This is a genomic window from Thioalkalivibrio sp. ALE31 (assembly GCF_000377405.1).
Lineage (GTDB): Bacteria > Pseudomonadota > Gammaproteobacteria > Ectothiorhodospirales > Ectothiorhodospiraceae > Thioalkalivibrio.
Genome location: NZ_KB905022.1, coordinates 358,940 through 374,491 on the forward strand (window position 1 = coordinate 358,940; position 15,552 = coordinate 374,491).

Below are 15,552 nucleotides of genomic sequence, written 5' to 3' on the forward strand. Positions count from 1 at the left end.
GCCTCGCAATGACGAGGGGATGGGCGGAGCTGCGGCCCCGTTCGCGCGCGCACTCAGTAGTCGAGCCGGTTGTAGCGGATTACGCGATCCAGCTCGGCGGTGCTCAGCGCGAGGCCGTAGTCCTGCTGCAGGCGGGCGTGCAGGTCGGCGGGGCTGTTCGGGGCCGGGTCCATCTCGCGGGCAAACTGGCCGACATCCTCGATGACCGCCCAGGGATAGAGGATCCAGCGCCACTCCTGTACCGCCTGGCTGTGGAAATCGGCGCGACAGGACGTTCCGGCCTTTTCGTGCAGCACCGCGGTACGTACCGCGGCGGGCTGGAAGCCCTCCAGGTGCGGGCGGGCGGCCGCCAGGGTGTCCCCGGAGTCGTTAACGTCGTCCACCAGCAGGACCCGTTCCCCACGGACGCCTCCGGCGAGCGGGACGGTGACCGCGGCCGGCTGTTTCGCGCGGGCACCCGAGGTGTAGTGTTCGACCTTCAGGCTCAGCAGCTTGTGCACGCGGAGAAAGTCGCAGAGAAAACGCGCCGGCATGAAGCCGCCGCGGGCAATCGCCACGATGCAGTCCGGCTGGAAGCCGCTGTCCAGGACCTGGCGTGCGAGGCCGTCGGCCGCCCGGACCACCTCGTCCACGGTGATCAGCTGGACTGGCATCTTGTTCGGTTCAGGCATACGCCGCGATCTCCACGCCGGCGGCTTTCATCTTTCTTCGGGCCTCCGCGCCGCCCTCCGGCGTAACGGGCAGCGCGGCATGCGGGATCAGGTGGACGTCAAAGCCGTTGTTGCGCGCGTCCACGGCTGTTGCCGCCACGCAGACGTCGAGGGCCAGCCCGCCCAGCCAGATCCGCGTCACGCCCCGTTTCCGCAGTTCTTCGGCCAGGCCGGTCTGGTCGAACGCGGAGTACTGGTCATGGTCGAAGCGCGTTCCCTTCGTGACCTTGATAACGCCGGCAGGCAGCGCGAGGTCGGCATGGAACCGGGCCCCGGGCGAGTCCTGCAGACAGTGTGGAGGCCAGGGGCCGCCCTGTTCCCGGAAGCTCGGGTGGCCGGCCGGGTGCCAGTCGCGGGAGGCATAGACCGGCAGTCCCAGCGCGTCCGCGGCCTCAAGCCAGCGGTTGAGCACCGGGATGACGGTGTCGCCGTGATCAATGGCCAGGGCCCCGCCGGGGCAGAAGTCGTTCTGTACGTCGACGACCAGCAGGGCGTCCCCCGTCTGAAGCTGGTGGCGTGGATCGTCCGTCATGAGACTCCCCCTTGGTGTTGCCGCTGGCCGGATGTGGCGTGCCGGGCGCGTATGGCGCGGGTGACCGCATCCTGGTGTGCCTGTAGCGCCGGGCTGACGGACACGGGGTAGGGTGTCTCCGCGGGCTCGATGGCGCGGATCGCGGGGGGCAGTTGCGCCCGCTGTTCCCGCGCGTGGTCACGCAGCGTGTCCAGGTCGCGAGGATGCGCGGGCAGACGCTGGCCCTCGTGCATCACCGGCTGCAGTAACGGTTCCCCGGGGTGGTTTTCGTCCTGACGGGCAATGATGTCGCCCGCGAACCGGTCGCCTTCCCGGCGCCGGAAGATCTGCTTGGCGCCCGGCAGGATGGGCTTGCCACTGGAGAGCTTGAGGCGGCCTTCTCCGGCGTACTCGGCCAGCTTGTAGGCGATATCCAGGTCCGGCACGTCGGTGGAGATGCCCATGCTGGTGCCGACGCCGAAGGCGTCGATGGGTGCGTCCCGTGCCAGCAACTCCGCGATCGCGTGTTCGTCGAGGCCGCCGCTGGCGAAGATCCCGACCTGCTGCAGTCCGGCGTCGTCCAGCATCGCCCGGGCTTGGCGGGCCAGTGTTCCGAGATCACCGGAGTCCAGGCGGATGGCGCGAACGCGGAAGGCCTCGCCCCGTTCGTGGCCGAGCTGGATGATCCGGCGCACGCCTTCGAGGGTGTCGTAGGTGTCCACCAGCAGCACCGTGTCCGGGTAGAGGCGGGCAAAGGCGGCGAAGGCCTCGGCTTCATCCTCGTGCGCCTGGATGTAGCTGTGGGCCATGGTGCCGCTCACCGGGACGCCGTAGCGCTTGCCCGCCAGCACATTGGAGGTACTGGCGACGCCGGCGATATGGAAGGCGCGCGCGCCCTTCAGGGCGGCGTCCAGCCCGTGCATGCGGCGGGCGCCGAAGTCCACGACCTGCCGCTCCCCGGCCGCGGTCACCAGGCGGGCGGCCTTGCTCGCCTGTACCGTCTGCAGGTGGATCTGGTTCATCACCAGGGTCTCGATCAGCTGGGCCTCGGGGAGCGGCGCGGTGACCTCCAGGATCGGTTCGTTGGCGAACACCGGGGTGCCCTCGGGCACGGCGCGGACCGTCCCGGTGAAACGGAAGGCCTCCAGCCAGCGCAGGAACCGGTCGGAGAAGCGGTCGAGGCCGGCCAGGTAGTCGAGATCCGACAATTCGAAGCGCAGGTCTTCGAGCTGTTGCAGGACGGTGTCCAGCCCGCAGGCCAGCAGATAGTTGCGGCGCTGCGGCAGGCGGCGCACGAACAGGCTGAAGACTGCGGGTTCGTGCAGGTCCTCCTCGTAGTAGGCCTGAAGCATGGTGAGTTCGTAGAGGTCCGTGAACAGCGCCAGGCCAGGGGTGTACGGGGCGGTTGCGTGCCCGGCGCCGGTCATGCCGTCAGCTCTTCCAGGATCTGCGCGTGGACCTCGAGATCGGCCTCGGTGTGCAGGACGAAGCGGATGTGGCCGACGGCGTCCAGACGCGGGGTGGCGCCAATGACAGTCTGCAGAGCGATCCGGGCGGCCTCCTCGACGGGATAGCCGAACGCCCCGGTGGACAAGGCCGGAAAGGCGATGCCGTAGACCCCGGCCTCTTCCGCCCGGAGCAGGGCATTGCGGTAGCAGTCGGCCAGCAGTCGGCTGGCCGGCTCGTCATGCCCGTAGACCGGCCCGAGGCAGTGGATCACGAAGCGGTTGGGCAGGTTGTGGCCGTCGGTCAGAACGGCCTGACCCGGTTCGATCGGTGCCAGCGGCTGGCATTCACGCTCCAGCCCCGGGCCGGCGGCACGGTGGATGGCTCCGGCCACACCACCGCCCGGACGCAGCCAGGCATTGGCGGCGTTGACCACCGCATCCATGTCGCGTTGCGCGGCGATGTCGCCGGTGGTGCATTCGATGGTGACGCCGTGAACCTTGACCCGCATGTGTTCCCCTTGTCCGGAATTCCCGCGGCCTGGCCGGCCCCCTGTTCCAAGCATAGGGCACTCGTCCCAATCGGGTGAACCGCGTCTTAGCGAGCGTCCCCGGCGAGCCGGTCGCGTACCGCCGCGGTCAGTTCCAGCGAGCGCCGTCGCGCCGCGTGATCGAAGGTGGAGGTGGTGACGATCAGTTCGTCAGCGCCGGTCTGCTCGAGAAACCGGCGGATCTCGGTCTCCACCGTGTCCGGTGCGCCGATCGCGGAGCAGGCCATGGTCTGCTCGACGATCGCGCGTTCGGCGCGGTCGAGCCGCTCGCGGTAGCCCTCGACGGGGGGCTGGATCGGTTCAGGGCGCCCGCGACGCAGGCTGATGAACGCCTGTTCCATGGAGCTGGCCAGGGTGCGGGCCGCGTCGTCGGTGTCGGCGGCGTACACGTTGTAGCCGAGCATCGCGTAGGGGCGGTCCAGCCATGCGGACGGTTGGAACTGATTCCGGTACAGCGCCAGTGCGTCCATCAGTTGCCCGGGAGCGAAGTGCGAGGCGAATGCGTAGGGCAGTCCCATGCGGGCCGCCAGCTGGGCGCCGAACAGGCTGGAACCCAGGATCCAGACGGGCACCTGCTGGCCGGCGCCGGGGATGGCGCGGATCACCTGGTCCGGCTGCGGATCGTCCAGGTAGCCGAGCACCTCGGCGACGTCCCGGGGGAATTCCTCGAGGTCGATGTCCGGCGCACGGCGCAGGGCGCGGGCCGTGGTCGGATCGGTCCCGGGTGCCCGGCCAAGTCCCAGGTCGATGCGGCCGGGGTACAGGGCGTTCAGGGTCCCGAACTGTTCGGCGACCACCAGGGGTGCATGGTTCGGCAGCATGATGCCGCCGGCACCCACCCGGATCTGTTCGGTGGCGGACGCGACCTGGCCGATCACGACGGCGGTGGCGGCGCTCGCGATGCCGGGCATGTTGTGGTGCTCTGCCAGCCAGTAGCGCCGGAAGCCCAGCGCCTCGGCGTGGCGCGCCAGATCCAGGGTGTTGTGCAGCGCCCGGCCGGCGTCGCCATCGGCGGTGATCGGGGCCAGGTCGAGGACGGAGAACGCGGTCATGGGTGCGATTGTACCGGCGCAGGTGTCGGGCGCAGCCGCCGGTGTTGCCGGTGGGGTCTATAGTCGGGTTAAGGCCTTGCCGGAGGGCGCGCCATGAGTATTTCCAGGACCCTGAACAACTTTCTCGACGAGCATGCGGTGACCTACCAGGTCGTGCACCATCCGCATTCCGACTCGGCCAGCCGCACGGCCGAAGCGGCCCATGTGCCGGGGGACGCCGTGGCCAAGGCGGTGCTGCTGGTCGAGGAGGACGGGCAGTACCGCCTGGCCATCGTGCCGGCCACGCGCCGCGTGAAACTGGGACGCCTGCACCGGCTGCTGGGCGAGCATGTGGGCCTGGCCACCGAGGACGAGGTGGCCCGCGTGTTTGCCGACTGCGAACGCGGCGCCATCCCCGCCCTTGGGCCGGCCTTCGGGCTGGAGACCCTGGTGGACGAAAGTCTGCTGGAGCAGCGCGACGTGTATCTCGAGGCCGGCGACCATGAATCTCTCGTGCACCTGCGTGAGGCGGATTTCCTGTACCTTCTCGGCCAGCCCCGCCGCGGCGACTTCAGCGCCCACGTCTGAGTTTCCGGCCCTGACGACACCCCGTCCCCCGAGCGAATTCGGTCTCGCGCGGCCACTTCGTCTATCGTCGGTGGCTGTCCTGCAGGAGGAGGTGGCTGGATGACGACGATGGATCCGTTTCTGGAGATGGCGCTGGACGAGGCGCGCGAAGGCCTCGGTGAGGCGGGGATCCCGATTGGTTCGGTGCTGGTGCACCGGGGCGAGGTGATCGGGCGCGGACACAACCGGCGCGTGCAGCAGGGCAGTGCCATCCTGCATGCCGAGATGGATGCGCTGGAGAACGCCGGGCGACAGCCCGCCCGGGTATACCGCGAGTGCACGCTCTACACGACGCTGTCGCCCTGCGCGATGTGCAGCGGGGCCATCGTTCTCTACGGTATTCCGCACGTGATCATTGGCGAGAATGAGTCCTTTCTCGGTGAGGAGGACTGGCTGCGCGGGCACGGCATTCAGGTGGATGTGGTGCAGGACCCGGGCTGCCGCGAACTGATGCGGTCGTTTATCGAGAACCACCCCGAACTGTGGCACGAGGACATCGGCCACTGACACCACCTTCCGGCGACTGCGCGGGCTCAGGGGCCTTCGCGGGGCGGCGGGTCGGCGTAGGGGTAGTCGCTCGCCTCCAGGTTTTCCTGGAAGCTTTCGAGGCGTTCCACGGCCAGGTCGGTGCGGTTGAACTGGGCGATGTGGAACAGGGCGTCGCCCTCGTTGATCAGCGGCAGGTTGAGTTCGCCGATGATGATGCCGGAGGCGGGGGCGAGGATCTCGGTCTCGGTCTCGCCGAAGGGGTCGGAGACGATGGCCAGCCGGGTCTGGTCGCGCACGACCCGGTCGCCCTGGCGCACGAAGGTCCGCAGGATGCCGCTTTGCGGCGCCCGGACCCAGCCGCTGGTGCGGGCCATGATGGGCTCCTTGCGCGGGCGCCGGCGCACGGCCGGGAGCATCTCCAGGTGGCGCATGACCTCGATGATGCCGTGTACCCCGCCGCGGATGGAGAGCTCGTCGAAGCGCAAGGCCTCGCCGGCCTCGTAGAGCAGGATCGGGATCTGGCGTTCCGCGGCCGCCTCGCGCAGGGAGCCGTCGCGCAGCGCGGAGTTGAGGATTACCGGTGCGCCGAAGGCGCGGGCGAGCTCGCGGGTTTCCGTATGGTCCAGGTTGGCGCGGATCTGTGGCAGGTTGGACCGGTGGATGGCGCCGGTATGGAGGTCGATTCCGTGCGTGCAGCGCTGGACGATCTCGCGCATGAACAGCCGCGCGACCCGGGCGCCCAGCGAGCCCTTCTGTGATCCCGGAAAACAGCGATTCAGGTCGCGCCGGTCGGGCAGGTAGCGGCTCTGGTTGATGAAGCCGTGCATGTTCACCACGGGCACGGCGATCAGGGTGCCCTTCATGCGCCGCAGGGCGGGCACCTTGAGCAGGCGGCGGATGATCTCGACGCCGTTGATCTCGTCGCCGTGGATGGCGGCACTGACGAACAGCACCGGCCCCTTGCGCCGGCCGCACAGGACCTGCACCGGCATGTGTGTCGGGGTGTGCGTGTAAAGCGCGCTCAGCTGCAATTCCACCGTGCGGCGTTCGCCCGGGCGGACGGTGATGCCGCCGATCGTGATCGGGTCGTTGCGAACGGCCCGCGGAGTCGCCATTAGCCGCGGCCCTTGGTCTTGGTCCGGTTGGGTTTGGCGTTCTTCTCGATGAAGTCGATGATCATGCCCGCCACGTCCTTGCCGGAGGCGTTCTCGATGCCTTCCAGGCCGGGCGACGAGTTGACCTCCATGACCACGGCGCCGTGGTTGGAGCGCAGCAGGTCCACACCGCAGACGTTCAGCCCCATCACCTTGGCCGCGCGCACGGCGGTGGCGCGTTCTTCCGGGGTAATGCGGCACAGCGTGGCGCTGCCGCCACGGTGCAGGTTGGAGCGGAACTCGCCTTCCTTCGCCTGGCGCTTCATGGCGGCGACGACCTTGTCGCCGATCACGAAGCAGCGGATGTCCGAGCCCTTGGCCTCCTTGATGTATTCCTGCACCAGGATGTGCTGCTTCAGGCCCATGAAGGCCTGGATGACACTCTCGGCCGCCTGCTTGGTCTCGGCCAGTACCACCCCAAGGCCCTGGGTGCCTTCCAGCAGCTTGATCACGCAGGGCGCGCCGCCCACGGTGGCCAGCAGGTCGTCGATGTCGTCCGGCGAGTGTGCAAACCCGGTGACCGGCAGGCCGATACCGCGGCGCGACAGGAGCTGCAGGCTGCGCAGCTTGTCGCGCGAGCGCGAGATGCCGACGGACTCGTTCAGCGGATAGACGTTCATCATCTCGAACTGGCGCAGCACGGCGGTGCCGTAGAACGTGATGGACGCCCCGATGCGCGGGATGACCGCGTTGAACTGGTCGAGGATGTCACCCTTGTAGTGGATCTGCGGGTTGTGCGCGGTGATGTTCATGTAGCAGCGCAGCGGGTCCACCACACGGACCTCGTGGCCCCGCTGGTCGGCGGCCTCGACCAGGCGTCGGGTGGAGTAGAGCTTGCTGTTACGCGAGAGGATGCCGAGTTTCATTCAGGCGCCTGCTGGGCTGTCGGGGTGGACGGACGATGGCTGGCAATGAACGAGGCCTGGGGATCGACCAGGAAGCGACCCCGCATGGCCTCGCGGCCAAGCAACATGCGAAAGAGCATGGTATCGCGGCTGGTCAGGGAAAGCTCAACGGGCAACAGCAGCGGGCCCAGTTGCACGCGGGTGGCGATGAAATAGCGATCGCCGCTGTGTCCGCCGGAGTCGGTGACGCGGCGGATGTCCAGTACCGGGGCCTCGCACCAGACCTCGGTTGTGGCGTCGTGCTGGTGAGGGTGAATGCCGAAGCGTACCCATTCGTGACCGTCACGGGTGAACGGCTCGATGTGGAAGGTGTGGAGCGCAGAGCTGCGCGCGCCGGTATCGACCTTGCACTTGATGGCGGGGATCCCGAGATCGGGGAGCCCGACCCATTCGCGCCAGCCGAGGATGGGCGCCTCGCGGGTTTGCGGTGTAGTTTGGCTGGAAGGGGACGGGTGATCCACGTCGGCTCCCGGTGCGGGTGGAAGCCTCACTATAGCGAATCACCCGCCCGCTGCGAGCGGCCGGGGTCACTTGGTTGCATGTGACCCCGAGGAGGGTTCAGTCCTCGGCGATCGCCGCGTTGGTCAGGTTGTCCAGCGCGTTGCTCATGGTATCCAGGATGTCGTCCCGGTCGTCGATCCCGTGGCGTTCGGCCATCCATTCCGGATCGTTGTACGCCAGCCAGGTCTGGCCGTCGTCATCGGTCCAGGCCAGCGCCTTCATCGGCAGGTCGATGCCCGCGGTCTGCTGGCTGGTGAACATGTGGCTGCCCAGTGCCGGGTTGCCGAACAGCAGGAGGTCGGTAGGACCGAGGTCGATGTCCACACCGTCGGCCTTTGCCGCATGGTCCCAGCGCAGGGCGACGCCGACGTCGTTGGCTGCGAGCGCGTTCTCCAGCCGATCCAGGGTCTCGGAGGCCGAATGCGGGCTGGTCTTGGCGATCATGCCGGGGACGTCGACTGCCAGCGCCGGTGTCGCGGTCACGGCCAGGGGCAGCAGGGCAGTGAGCAGAGTCTTTTTCATGACGAGGTCCTTGTCTCGGGGAGAATTGAACAGGTCGGGCCGGAGAGCGGTGGGCCGTTGCCCCGGGTTGCACCTGCGTGGAAAACCCACGGCGGGGAAGGTAGACGATCGATACAGATTTTGCAGGGCCCCTCGCGACGATGGTCGGTTCGGGGCCTGAATTCGGGGGCAGTCTGCCGGGGCGGGCGGACGCCGGCCATGCTCGACCGGCCGGGAGACATGTTCCGGCGTCCGCCAGGTTGGGGAGGTGGCGAGGTCTGCGTCACTGCATCAGCAGGTAGCCTTCATGCTGCAGTTCGATGATCTCGGCGTCGGCCATCGGCACGACGTTCACGAAGCCGTGGATGTCCTCGAGCTCGATCCCGCGCAGGCGGGCGGAGGCTTCGCACATGCGGAACTCGATATTGCCGGCCTGTGTCAGCGAGCGGGCGCGGCGCATCAGTTCTTCGTGCTCGTCGAATTCGTCGCGGGTGAAGTAAGGCACTTCCTGCCCGTGCAGCACCATCACGATGTGCGATTCGAACGGGTCGGCCTCGTAGACATTGTTCAGCATGCTCACCCGATCCAGCACCATTTCCAGCTCGCGCGGGCTGCTGGTGTAGACGTCATAGACCACCTTGCGGGGCTCGTAGGGGCGATCTATCTTCTCGGCGGAACCCCACGGCAGGTTATCGTCCGCGCCGGCAACCAACGGGGTGGCCAGCAGGCTGACGGCGGCCAGCAGGATCAGCAGCAGTCGGGTTACGGGACAGTTTTTCCGGTTCATGAGTGGCTCCTTGGTTGCTTTGCCTCGTTGAGGGTGGACGCTTTGCCGTAGCGAAACGTTCCTTGCGACGCGGGACGCTACATGCGGGTCTCGGGCCCCTGGTTCCGCAGTACGCGCTCGAGGACCGATTCCATCGCGAAGGTGATGCGCCGGCCCAGCGTCTGGGGACGGTGATAGGTCAGTTCGAATACGTCCGCCTCGCGGGTCAGTTCCAGCAGCAGATCATCGCTGGTGCGCAGTTCGTCGGCCAGGCCCATCTCGCGGGCCTGTTCGCCATACCAGTGTTCGCCGGTGGCGACCTGCTCGAGGTCCAGTTGCGGGCGGTAGCGGGCCAGGAAGGTCTTGAACAGCTCATGCGCCTCTTCGAGTTGCTCGCGGAACTTCTTGCGGCCCTCGTCGGTGTTCTCGCCCAGCATGGTCAGGGTGCGCTTGTACTCGCCGGCGGTCAGCAGTTCGACGTCGATGTCGTTGCGTGACAGCCAGCGGTGAAAATTGGGAATCTGCGCGACCACGCCGATCGAGCCCAGCACCGCGAAGGGGGCGGCCACGATGCGGTGGCCGACCGCCGCCATCATGTAGCCGCCGCTGGCGGCCACGCGGTCCACGGCCACGGTCAGGTCCAGACCCCCTTCGCGCAGGCGGGCCAGCTGGGCGGCGGCCAGCCCGTAGGAGGGGACCAGGCCCCCTGGACTTTCCAGGCAGACAATCGCCCGGTCCTGGTCCGGCCGCGCCATCGTGAGGATCGCGGTGACTTCCTCGCGCAGGCTTTCGACACTGGAGGCGCGGATGTCGCCGTCGAAACGCAGCACGTACACGCGGGGGCGTTCGGTCGTCGAACCGTCGTCCGGAGGCGCATCGCCGGATTGCGTCATGTCCGCGCTCCCCGATCCTTCCGCCTGCGACGGGGCATCGTGGGCTCGCCCCAGCTTGCGACGGCTCCAGGCGCGCAGGCGCTCGAGCCGACCACGGCGGCGTTCAACGGCTCGGCGCACGGTTTTCTCCATGCGCTCGAAGCGGTCGTTCAGGCGCTTGACCTGCAGGCGGTCCGGCCGTCGCTCGCGCGAGCGGGCGAGCAGGCCGGCGAACGCACTCAGCACGATGAGCGCGGCGATTACGGCCGTGGCGGCCTTGGCGAGGAAGAGTCCGTATTCCTGCAGAAATTCCATTTCGTGTCCCGGTTGAATGGGGTTGCGTGGTGAGCCGCGAAGGCGGTGTGTGCATAATGCCAGCATGGATACCGATACAGTTGAAGACCCCCGGAGCGCGGGACGGTTTCACGGCCAGGAAGGTTCCGCGGCCGGTCCGGTTCCCGAGCCGATCATTCACGCCGGGTATGCCACGCTGAGCCTGCGCCAGATCGACGACTGGAACGGGGTGCCCAAGGGCACGGCCTTTCGCCTGTTCAAGGCACGCAAGGACCAGCTGCGCGAGGGCGTGGATTTCTTCTACATCCCCGAAGGCAGCCACCCCGAACTGACCGAGACCCTGCGCCTGGATGGCCGAATCTATCCCTCCACCGTACACCTGGTACTGCTGACCGGCGCCGCCTATGCCCGCCTGCGCGAGGAGTGGCATGCGCGCACTCACAAGCCGGGTTGCGGATGCCCCGACGAACACTGACAGGGCGCGGCCCCATGGGCCTGTCCGAGCGGGCCGATTGATGCGTGTCACCCTTGAACAGTGGCGGATGCTGCAGGCGGTGGTGGAGGCCGGCGGCTTTGCGCGTGCCGCCGAACGGGTGCACAAGAGTCCGTCGAGCATCAACCATGCGGTGCAGAAGCTGGAAGAGCAGCTGGGGGTGGATGTCTTCGAGGTGCAGGGCCGCAAGGCCGTACTCACCCCGGCGGGCGAGGCGCTTTTGCGCCGGGCCGGGCATCTGCTCGAAGAGGCGGCGGAGATCGAGAACCTGGCCGGCGCGCTGGCGGCAGGGGTGGAATCCGAGATCCGGCTGGCGGTGGACCAGCTGCTGCCGCGCGAGCCGGTGATCCGGGCGCTGGAGACCTTCTCGAAGGCCTACCCGGCCACCCGGATCCAGCTGCACGAGGTGGTGCTGAGCGGGGGGCCGGACATGCTCCGGGAAGCGGCCGTGGACATTCTGCTGGGGCCGGAACTGCCTTCCGGTTATCTCGGGAGCTGTCTGGGCGAGTTGTCGATGGTCTGCGTCGCGCATCCCTCGCATCCCCTCGCCCAGACGGAGGCGGCCCTGACCCGGCGCGATCTGCAGGCACACCGCCAGGTGGTGGTGCGCGATTCCGGCGACCAGGGAGGTGGCCAGGGCGGCTGGGTCGAGGCGGACCAGCGCTGGACGGTCTCGCACATGGGCACGGCCTGCGAGATCCTGCGTTCGGGCATCGGGTTCGCCTGGGTGCCGGAGGATCGCATCGCGGGGGATCTTGCCGCCGGCCGCCTGGTCGAATTGCATCTGGAGGCCGGGGCGCGCCACCGGGTGCCGTTCTACATTACGCATGCTGATCGTGATCGCGCCGGCGTGGCCAGCCGGTCCCTGATGGCAGCACTGGAACAAGGCTTCCGAGGCGAGCCTTCATAGTCAGGCAAAGCTTGTGGGAGCGGGCTTGCCCGCGAAGCGCCGGCCCGCGCCGGATCGTGCCCGCAAGCCTGAGCGCAATACCCAATCACAAGGAAAGAACCAATGTGCGGGATCGCAGGAGAATTCGTCTGGGGTGAGCGGCGCGCCAGCGGCGAGGCCGTCGCACGCATGCTGCCCCGCCTGGAACGGCGCGGGCCGGATGCCGACGGGCTGTGGGCCTCGGGGCGGGTCGCGCTGGGCCACCGGCGCCTGTCGATCCTCGACCTGTCGCAGCGCGCGCACCAGCCGATGTTCGACCCGGAGACCGGGCTCGCGCTGGTGTTCAACGGCGCGATCTACAACTTCCGCGCCCTGCGCAGCGAGCTGGAGGGCCGCGGCCATCGCTTTTTCTCCACCGGCGATACCGAGGTCATCCTGCGCGGCTACGCCGAGTGGGGCGAGGGCATCGTCGCCCGGCTGCACGGCATGTTCGCCTTTGCGCTGTATGACGGCCACGCCCAGCGCCTGCTGCTGGCGCGCGACCGCATGGGCATCAAGCCGCTGTACCTGGCGCGCACCGGCGACGGCATCCGCTTCGCCTCCAACACCCAGGCCCTGCTGGCGGCCGGCGACGTGGACACCGAACTGGATGCCGAGGCACTGCACATGCTGTTCTCCCTGCACGCGGTGGTGCCCGCGCCGCGCACCGTGCTGCGCGGCATCCGCAAGCTGGAGCCGGGGCATTACCTGAGCATCGATGCGCGCGGCCAGGAACGTCTGCAGCGCTACTGGACGCTGCATGCCCACCGCCCGGACGCGGCCGTGTCCGACGCCGAATGGCAGGAGCGTATCGAGCACAGTCTGCGCAGCGCCGTGCGCAGGCGCCTGGAGGTGGCCGACGTGCCGGTCGGCGTGCTGCTCTCCGGCGGGCTGGACTCCTCCCTGCTGGTCGCGCTGGCGATGGAGGAGGGGGCGCAGGACCTGCGCACCTTTACCGTCGGCTTCGAGGACCAGCCGGAGGAGAAGGGCTCGGAGTTTGAATACTCCGATCCGGTCGCCGAGCGCTACGCCACCGACCACCAGGCGACCCTGATCCCCAACGACCAGGTGCTGGCCCGGCTGCCGGAGGCGGTGGGGGCGATGGCCGAGCCGATGTTCGGCCAGGACGCGGTGGCCTTTTACCTGCTGTCCGAGCAGGTCTCGCAGCATGTGAAGGTGGTGCAGTCCGGCCAGGGCGCGGACGAGGTTTTCGGTGGCTATTTCTGGTATCCGCAGATGGCCGAGGATCGCCACGGCGACTGGGTGGAGCGTTTTCGCCGCCACTACTTCGACCGCGACCACCCCGAGATGGCCGAGATGCTGCGCCACCCGCCGGCGAACGATGTGACTGGCGACTGGCTGCGCGAACAGTTCGCCGAACTCGAGACCGACCGCGCGGATTCCTTCATCGACGCGGTGCTGGCGCTGGATGTGACCACGCTGATCGTCGACGATCCGGTCAAGCGCGTGGACAACATGACCATGGCCTTCGGCCTGGAGGCACGGGTGCCGTTTCTGGATCACGAACTGGTGGAGACGGCCGCCGCGATGCCGCCGCACCTGAAGCTGGGCGACGGCGGCAAGGACGTGCTGCGCCGTATCGCCCGCGGGCGCCTGCCGGACGCGGTGCTGGACCGGCCCAAGGGCTACTTCCCGGTGCCGGCGCTGAAATACGTGCGCGGCGACTTCCTTGAATTCATGCGCGACATCCTGACCTCGCGCGCATCCCGCGAGCGCGGGCTGTACCAGCCGGCCTACATCGACAAGCTGCTGGACGCCCCGGACCAGTACTTCACCCGCATCCAGGGCTCCAAGCTCTGGCACGCAGCCCTGCTCGAATACTGGCTGCAGACTCACGTGGATGCGTGATCAAAGGGTGTATGTCACCACGAAGCACACGAAGGCACGAAGAAGGTCAAGGTCAAGAGCGGATTAACCACAGAGGACACGGAGTACACGGAGACGGCCCATGGCATTTCGGGTGAAGGGCGCGAGCATCATGGGCCGGGAATAGTCCGTCTAAAGGGGGTCACCCCAATGCAGTTCGATATGCTTGGCACGTACTTCAGCTGCAAGCCAATCAACGACTTTCTCCGTGATCTCCGTGTGCTCCGTGGTGCAACCCGCCCTGGACCTTCTTCGTGCCTTCGTGTGCTTCGTGGTGAAATCCGTGTTTCCCTCAGGACTCCGTCAGGCGCGGCATCAGCATGGTGAGGTTGCAGGGCATGGTGCGGTCGTCGAGCTGGGCCTGGATGATGCGGTCCCAGGCGGTGCGGCAGGCGCCGGTGGAGCCGGGCAGTACGAAGATGTAGGTGCCGTTCGCGACCCCTGAAAGGGCGCGGGACTGCAGACTGGAGGTGCCGATCTCTTCATAGGAGAGCATGCGGAACAGCTCGCCGAAGCCCTCGATGGTCTTGTCCAGCAGCACCGAGGCGGCCTCGGGTGTGCCGTCACGGCCGGTGATGCCAGTGCCGCCGGTGGTGAGCACCGCATCGATCTCGGGGTCTGCGATCCAGCGCGAGAGTTCCGCGCGGATGGCGTAGATGTCGTCCTTCACGATCCCGCGATCGGCCAGGCGGTGGCCGGCGCCTTCGAGGCGTTCTACGAGGGCATCGCCGGAGCGGTCCTCCGCCAGTTCGCGGCTGTCGGAGACGGTGAGCACAGCGATGTTCAGCGGCGTCCGGACGGGGGTGGTCTCCGGCGTGGAATCGGTCATGGCAACGTCCTGTTGGTGTATCGTGGCGCCCATCTTAATGAGTTGCTGGAGTTCCGGGAATGTCGGAGCGGGTACAGAAGGTCCTGGCGGCGCGCGGGCTGGGTTCGCGGCGCGAGATCGAGGGCTGGATCGAGCGCGGCGAGGTGCAGGTGAACAACCGGACCGCGCGGCTGGGGGATCAGGTCGACGAGCACGACGTGATTCGCGTGCGCGGGCGTATCGTGCGGCGCCCGGAGCACCCGCACCGCTGGATCGTGTATCACAAGCCGGTGGGCGAGATCTGCAGCCGCTCCGATCCCGAGGGCCGGCGACCGGTGTTTGCCAGCCTGCCGCGTCTGAAGGGGCAGCGCTGGGTGGCGGTAGGCCGGCTGGACCTGAATACTTCGGGCCTGCTGCTGTTTACCACCGACGGTGAGCTGGCCAACCGGCTGATGCACCCGAGCATGGCGCTGGAACGCGAGTATGCCGTGCGGGTACTCGGCGAGGTGCCGGCGGCCACGCTGGACATGCTGCGCGAGGGCGTGGAGCTGGAGGATGGCCCGGCGCGTTTCGACAGTCTGGAGGAGCAGGGCGGGGACGGCGCCAATCACTGGTATCACGTGATCGTCAGCGAGGGGCGCAACCGCCTGGTGCGGCGGTTGTGGGATGCCGTCGGGGTCACGGTCAGCCGCCTGATCCGGGTGCGCTACGGGCCGGTGGTCCTTGGGCGGGGTCTGAAGACCGGCGCGGTGCGCGACCTGGAGAGCCGCGAGGTGGCCGGGCTGTACGCGGCGGTGGACCTGCCGATCCCGGAATCGGCGCGCCCTCGCGGGCGGGGCGGACCGCGCCGCGACCCCCGGAGCAAGCAGCGGCCCGGCAAGCCGGCGGCGGCCGGCAAGTCGCGCAACAGTCGGGCGGCGCGCGAGGACGGCTGGAGTTCCTCGCCGCCGAAGAAGTCGGGCAAGCCGGCATCCCCTGGTGGTCGCGGTGGTGGCCGGGGCGCGAAGCCCTCGGGCGGTCGTTCCGGCGGTCGCCCGGCGGGCGGTGGCAAATCGGGCGGGCGTCGCCAGCGGTAACGC

The 15,552-nt window shown here is 68.2% G+C and carries 18 protein-coding genes; 6 read left to right on the forward strand and 12 right to left on the reverse strand.

Annotation, left to right across the window (positions count from 1 at the left end; all coding sequences use genetic code 11):
- Positions 1-53 precede the first annotated feature (53 nt).
- The 5 genes from D103_RS0107510 to D103_RS0107530 all read right to left on the reverse strand — a co-directional run bounded on the left by D103_RS0107510 (position 54) and on the right by D103_RS0107530 (position 4,269).
- Complete coding sequence (locus D103_RS0107510; RefSeq protein ID WP_026280302.1) at positions 54-671, reverse strand: phosphoribosyltransferase; 618 nt, start codon at positions 669-671, stop codon at positions 54-56.
- Positions 664-1,242 (reverse strand): isochorismatase family protein, encoded by a 579-nt coding sequence (locus D103_RS0107515; protein WP_018876378.1) that lies wholly within the window; start codon positions 1,240-1,242, stop codon positions 664-666. Before D103_RS0107515 ends, D103_RS0107510 begins: the two co-directional genes overlap by 8 nt.
- Positions 1,239-2,648, reverse strand: coding sequence for a nicotinate phosphoribosyltransferase (locus tag D103_RS0107520; protein WP_018876379.1), 1,410 nt, complete (start codon positions 2,646-2,648; stop codon positions 1,239-1,241). Before D103_RS0107520 ends, D103_RS0107515 begins: the two co-directional genes overlap by 4 nt.
- On the reverse strand, positions 2,645-3,178 hold the full coding sequence (locus D103_RS0107525) for a macro domain-containing protein (RefSeq protein ID WP_018866132.1): 534 nt from the start codon (positions 3,176-3,178) through the stop codon (positions 2,645-2,647). The genes D103_RS0107520 and D103_RS0107525 overlap by 4 nt, the downstream gene beginning before the upstream one ends.
- Positions 3,179-3,264: 86 nt before the next feature.
- Entirely contained in the window at positions 3,265-4,269 is a 1,005-nt protein-coding gene (locus D103_RS0107530) for an LLM class flavin-dependent oxidoreductase (protein ID WP_018876380.1), read from the reverse strand.
- Positions 4,270-4,362: 93 nt separating this feature from the next.
- Between D103_RS0107530 and D103_RS0107535 the strand changes: the two genes are divergently transcribed.
- On the forward strand, positions 4,363-4,836 hold the full coding sequence (locus D103_RS0107535; protein ID WP_018876381.1) for an aminoacyl-tRNA deacylase: 474 nt from the start codon (positions 4,363-4,365) through the stop codon (positions 4,834-4,836).
- A gap of 108 nt (positions 4,837-4,944) precedes the next feature.
- Positions 4,945-5,382 (forward strand): nucleoside deaminase, encoded by a 438-nt coding sequence (locus tag D103_RS0107540; RefSeq protein WP_026280303.1) that lies wholly within the window; start codon positions 4,945-4,947, stop codon positions 5,380-5,382.
- Positions 5,383-5,408: 26 nt separating this feature from the next.
- Here the strand turns inward: D103_RS0107540 and D103_RS0107545 are convergent, their stop codons facing one another.
- From D103_RS0107545 to sohB, 6 genes are all read right to left on the reverse strand, one after another.
- Positions 5,409-6,479, reverse strand: a complete 1,071-nt coding sequence (locus D103_RS0107545; RefSeq protein WP_018876383.1) for a succinylglutamate desuccinylase/aspartoacylase family protein — start codon at positions 6,477-6,479, stop codon at positions 5,409-5,411.
- Entirely contained in the window at positions 6,479-7,384 is a 906-nt protein-coding gene (rimK, locus tag D103_RS0107550) for a 30S ribosomal protein S6--L-glutamate ligase (RefSeq protein WP_018876384.1), read from the reverse strand. Before rimK ends, D103_RS0107545 begins: the two co-directional genes overlap by 1 nt.
- Complete coding sequence (locus D103_RS0107555) at positions 7,381-7,884, reverse strand: ATP-dependent zinc protease (RefSeq protein WP_018866140.1); 504 nt, start codon at positions 7,882-7,884, stop codon at positions 7,381-7,383. Before D103_RS0107555 ends, rimK begins: the two co-directional genes overlap by 4 nt.
- Positions 7,885-7,981: 97 nt before the next feature.
- Positions 7,982-8,446: a DUF302 domain-containing protein gene (locus D103_RS0107560; protein WP_018876385.1), complete on the reverse strand. Its 465-nt coding sequence runs from the start codon at positions 8,444-8,446 to the stop codon at positions 7,982-7,984.
- 262 nt (positions 8,447-8,708) lie between these two features.
- Positions 8,709-9,212: a DsrE family protein gene (locus D103_RS0107565; RefSeq protein ID WP_018876386.1), complete on the reverse strand. Its 504-nt coding sequence runs from the start codon at positions 9,210-9,212 to the stop codon at positions 8,709-8,711.
- Between the two features lie 77 nt (positions 9,213-9,289).
- Positions 9,290-10,378 carry a protease SohB gene (gene sohB / locus D103_RS0107570; RefSeq protein ID WP_018876387.1) on the reverse strand — a complete coding sequence of 363 codons (1,089 nt, stop codon included), beginning with the start codon at positions 10,376-10,378 and terminating at the stop codon, positions 9,290-9,292.
- A gap of 64 nt (positions 10,379-10,442) precedes the next feature.
- On the opposite strand from sohB, the gene D103_RS0107575 reads away from it, so the two are divergent.
- The 3 genes from D103_RS0107575 to D103_RS0107585 all read left to right on the forward strand — a co-directional run bounded on the left by D103_RS0107575 (position 10,443) and on the right by D103_RS0107585 (position 13,647).
- Positions 10,443-10,832: a hypothetical protein gene (locus D103_RS0107575; protein ID WP_018876388.1), complete on the forward strand. Its 390-nt coding sequence runs from the start codon at positions 10,443-10,445 to the stop codon at positions 10,830-10,832.
- A gap of 40 nt (positions 10,833-10,872) precedes the next feature.
- Positions 10,873-11,760, forward strand: coding sequence for a LysR family transcriptional regulator (locus tag D103_RS0107580; protein ID WP_255349394.1), 888 nt, complete (start codon positions 10,873-10,875; stop codon positions 11,758-11,760).
- A gap of 102 nt (positions 11,761-11,862) precedes the next feature.
- Complete coding sequence (locus tag D103_RS0107585; protein WP_018876390.1) at positions 11,863-13,647, forward strand: N-acetylglutaminylglutamine amidotransferase; 1,785 nt, start codon at positions 11,863-11,865, stop codon at positions 13,645-13,647.
- 310 nt (positions 13,648-13,957) lie between these two features.
- Here D103_RS0107585 and moaB read toward each other — a convergent pair whose 3' ends face one another.
- Complete coding sequence (gene moaB / locus D103_RS0107590; protein ID WP_018876391.1) at positions 13,958-14,494, reverse strand: molybdenum cofactor biosynthesis protein B; 537 nt, start codon at positions 14,492-14,494, stop codon at positions 13,958-13,960.
- A gap of 59 nt (positions 14,495-14,553) precedes the next feature.
- On the opposite strand from moaB, the gene rluB reads away from it, so the two are divergent.
- Positions 14,554-15,549 (forward strand): 23S rRNA pseudouridine(2605) synthase RluB, encoded by a 996-nt coding sequence (gene rluB / locus D103_RS0107595; RefSeq protein ID WP_018876392.1) that lies wholly within the window; start codon positions 14,554-14,556, stop codon positions 15,547-15,549.
- Positions 15,550-15,552: the final 3 nt, after the last annotated feature.

Excerpts from the sequence above, each read along its gene's own strand:
- D103_RS0107540 (WP_026280303.1), top strand. The coding sequence starts at position 4,945 with ATGGATCCGTTTCTGGAGATGGCGCTGGACGAGGCGCGCGAAGGCCTC.
- D103_RS0107545 (WP_018876383.1), bottom strand. The coding sequence starts at position 6,479 with ATGGCGACTCCGCGGGCCGTTCGCAACGACCCGATCACGATCGGCGGC.
- rluB (WP_018876392.1), top strand. The coding sequence starts at position 14,554 with ATGTCGGAGCGGGTACAGAAGGTCCTGGCGGCGCGCGGGCTGGGTTCG.
- D103_RS0107535 (WP_018876381.1), top strand. The coding sequence starts at position 4,363 with ATGAGTATTTCCAGGACCCTGAACAACTTTCTCGACGAGCATGCGGTG.
- D103_RS0107560 (WP_018876385.1), bottom strand. The coding sequence starts at position 8,446 with ATGAAAAAGACTCTGCTCACTGCCCTGCTGCCCCTGGCCGTGACCGCG.
- D103_RS0107585 (WP_018876390.1), top strand. The coding sequence starts at position 11,863 with ATGTGCGGGATCGCAGGAGAATTCGTCTGGGGTGAGCGGCGCGCCAGC.
- D103_RS0107515 (WP_018876378.1), bottom strand. The coding sequence starts at position 1,242 with ATGACGGACGATCCACGCCACCAGCTTCAGACGGGGGACGCCCTGCTG.
- D103_RS0107520 (WP_018876379.1), bottom strand. The coding sequence starts at position 2,648 with ATGACCGGCGCCGGGCACGCAACCGCCCCGTACACCCCTGGCCTGGCG.
- rimK (WP_018876384.1), bottom strand. The coding sequence starts at position 7,384 with ATGAAACTCGGCATCCTCTCGCGTAACAGCAAGCTCTACTCCACCCGA.
- moaB (WP_018876391.1), bottom strand. The coding sequence starts at position 14,494 with ATGACCGATTCCACGCCGGAGACCACCCCCGTCCGGACGCCGCTGAAC.
- D103_RS0107580 (WP_255349394.1), top strand. The coding sequence starts at position 10,873 with ATGCGTGTCACCCTTGAACAGTGGCGGATGCTGCAGGCGGTGGTGGAG.
- D103_RS0107525 (WP_018866132.1), bottom strand. The coding sequence starts at position 3,178 with ATGCGGGTCAAGGTTCACGGCGTCACCATCGAATGCACCACCGGCGAC.
- sohB (WP_018876387.1), bottom strand. The coding sequence starts at position 10,378 with ATGGAATTTCTGCAGGAATACGGACTCTTCCTCGCCAAGGCCGCCACG.
- D103_RS0107510 (WP_026280302.1), bottom strand. The coding sequence starts at position 671 with ATGCCTGAACCGAACAAGATGCCAGTCCAGCTGATCACCGTGGACGAG.
- D103_RS0107575 (WP_018876388.1), top strand. The coding sequence starts at position 10,443 with ATGGATACCGATACAGTTGAAGACCCCCGGAGCGCGGGACGGTTTCAC.
- D103_RS0107565 (WP_018876386.1), bottom strand. The coding sequence starts at position 9,212 with ATGAACCGGAAAAACTGTCCCGTAACCCGACTGCTGCTGATCCTGCTG.
- D103_RS0107530 (WP_018876380.1), bottom strand. The coding sequence starts at position 4,269 with ATGACCGCGTTCTCCGTCCTCGACCTGGCCCCGATCACCGCCGATGGC.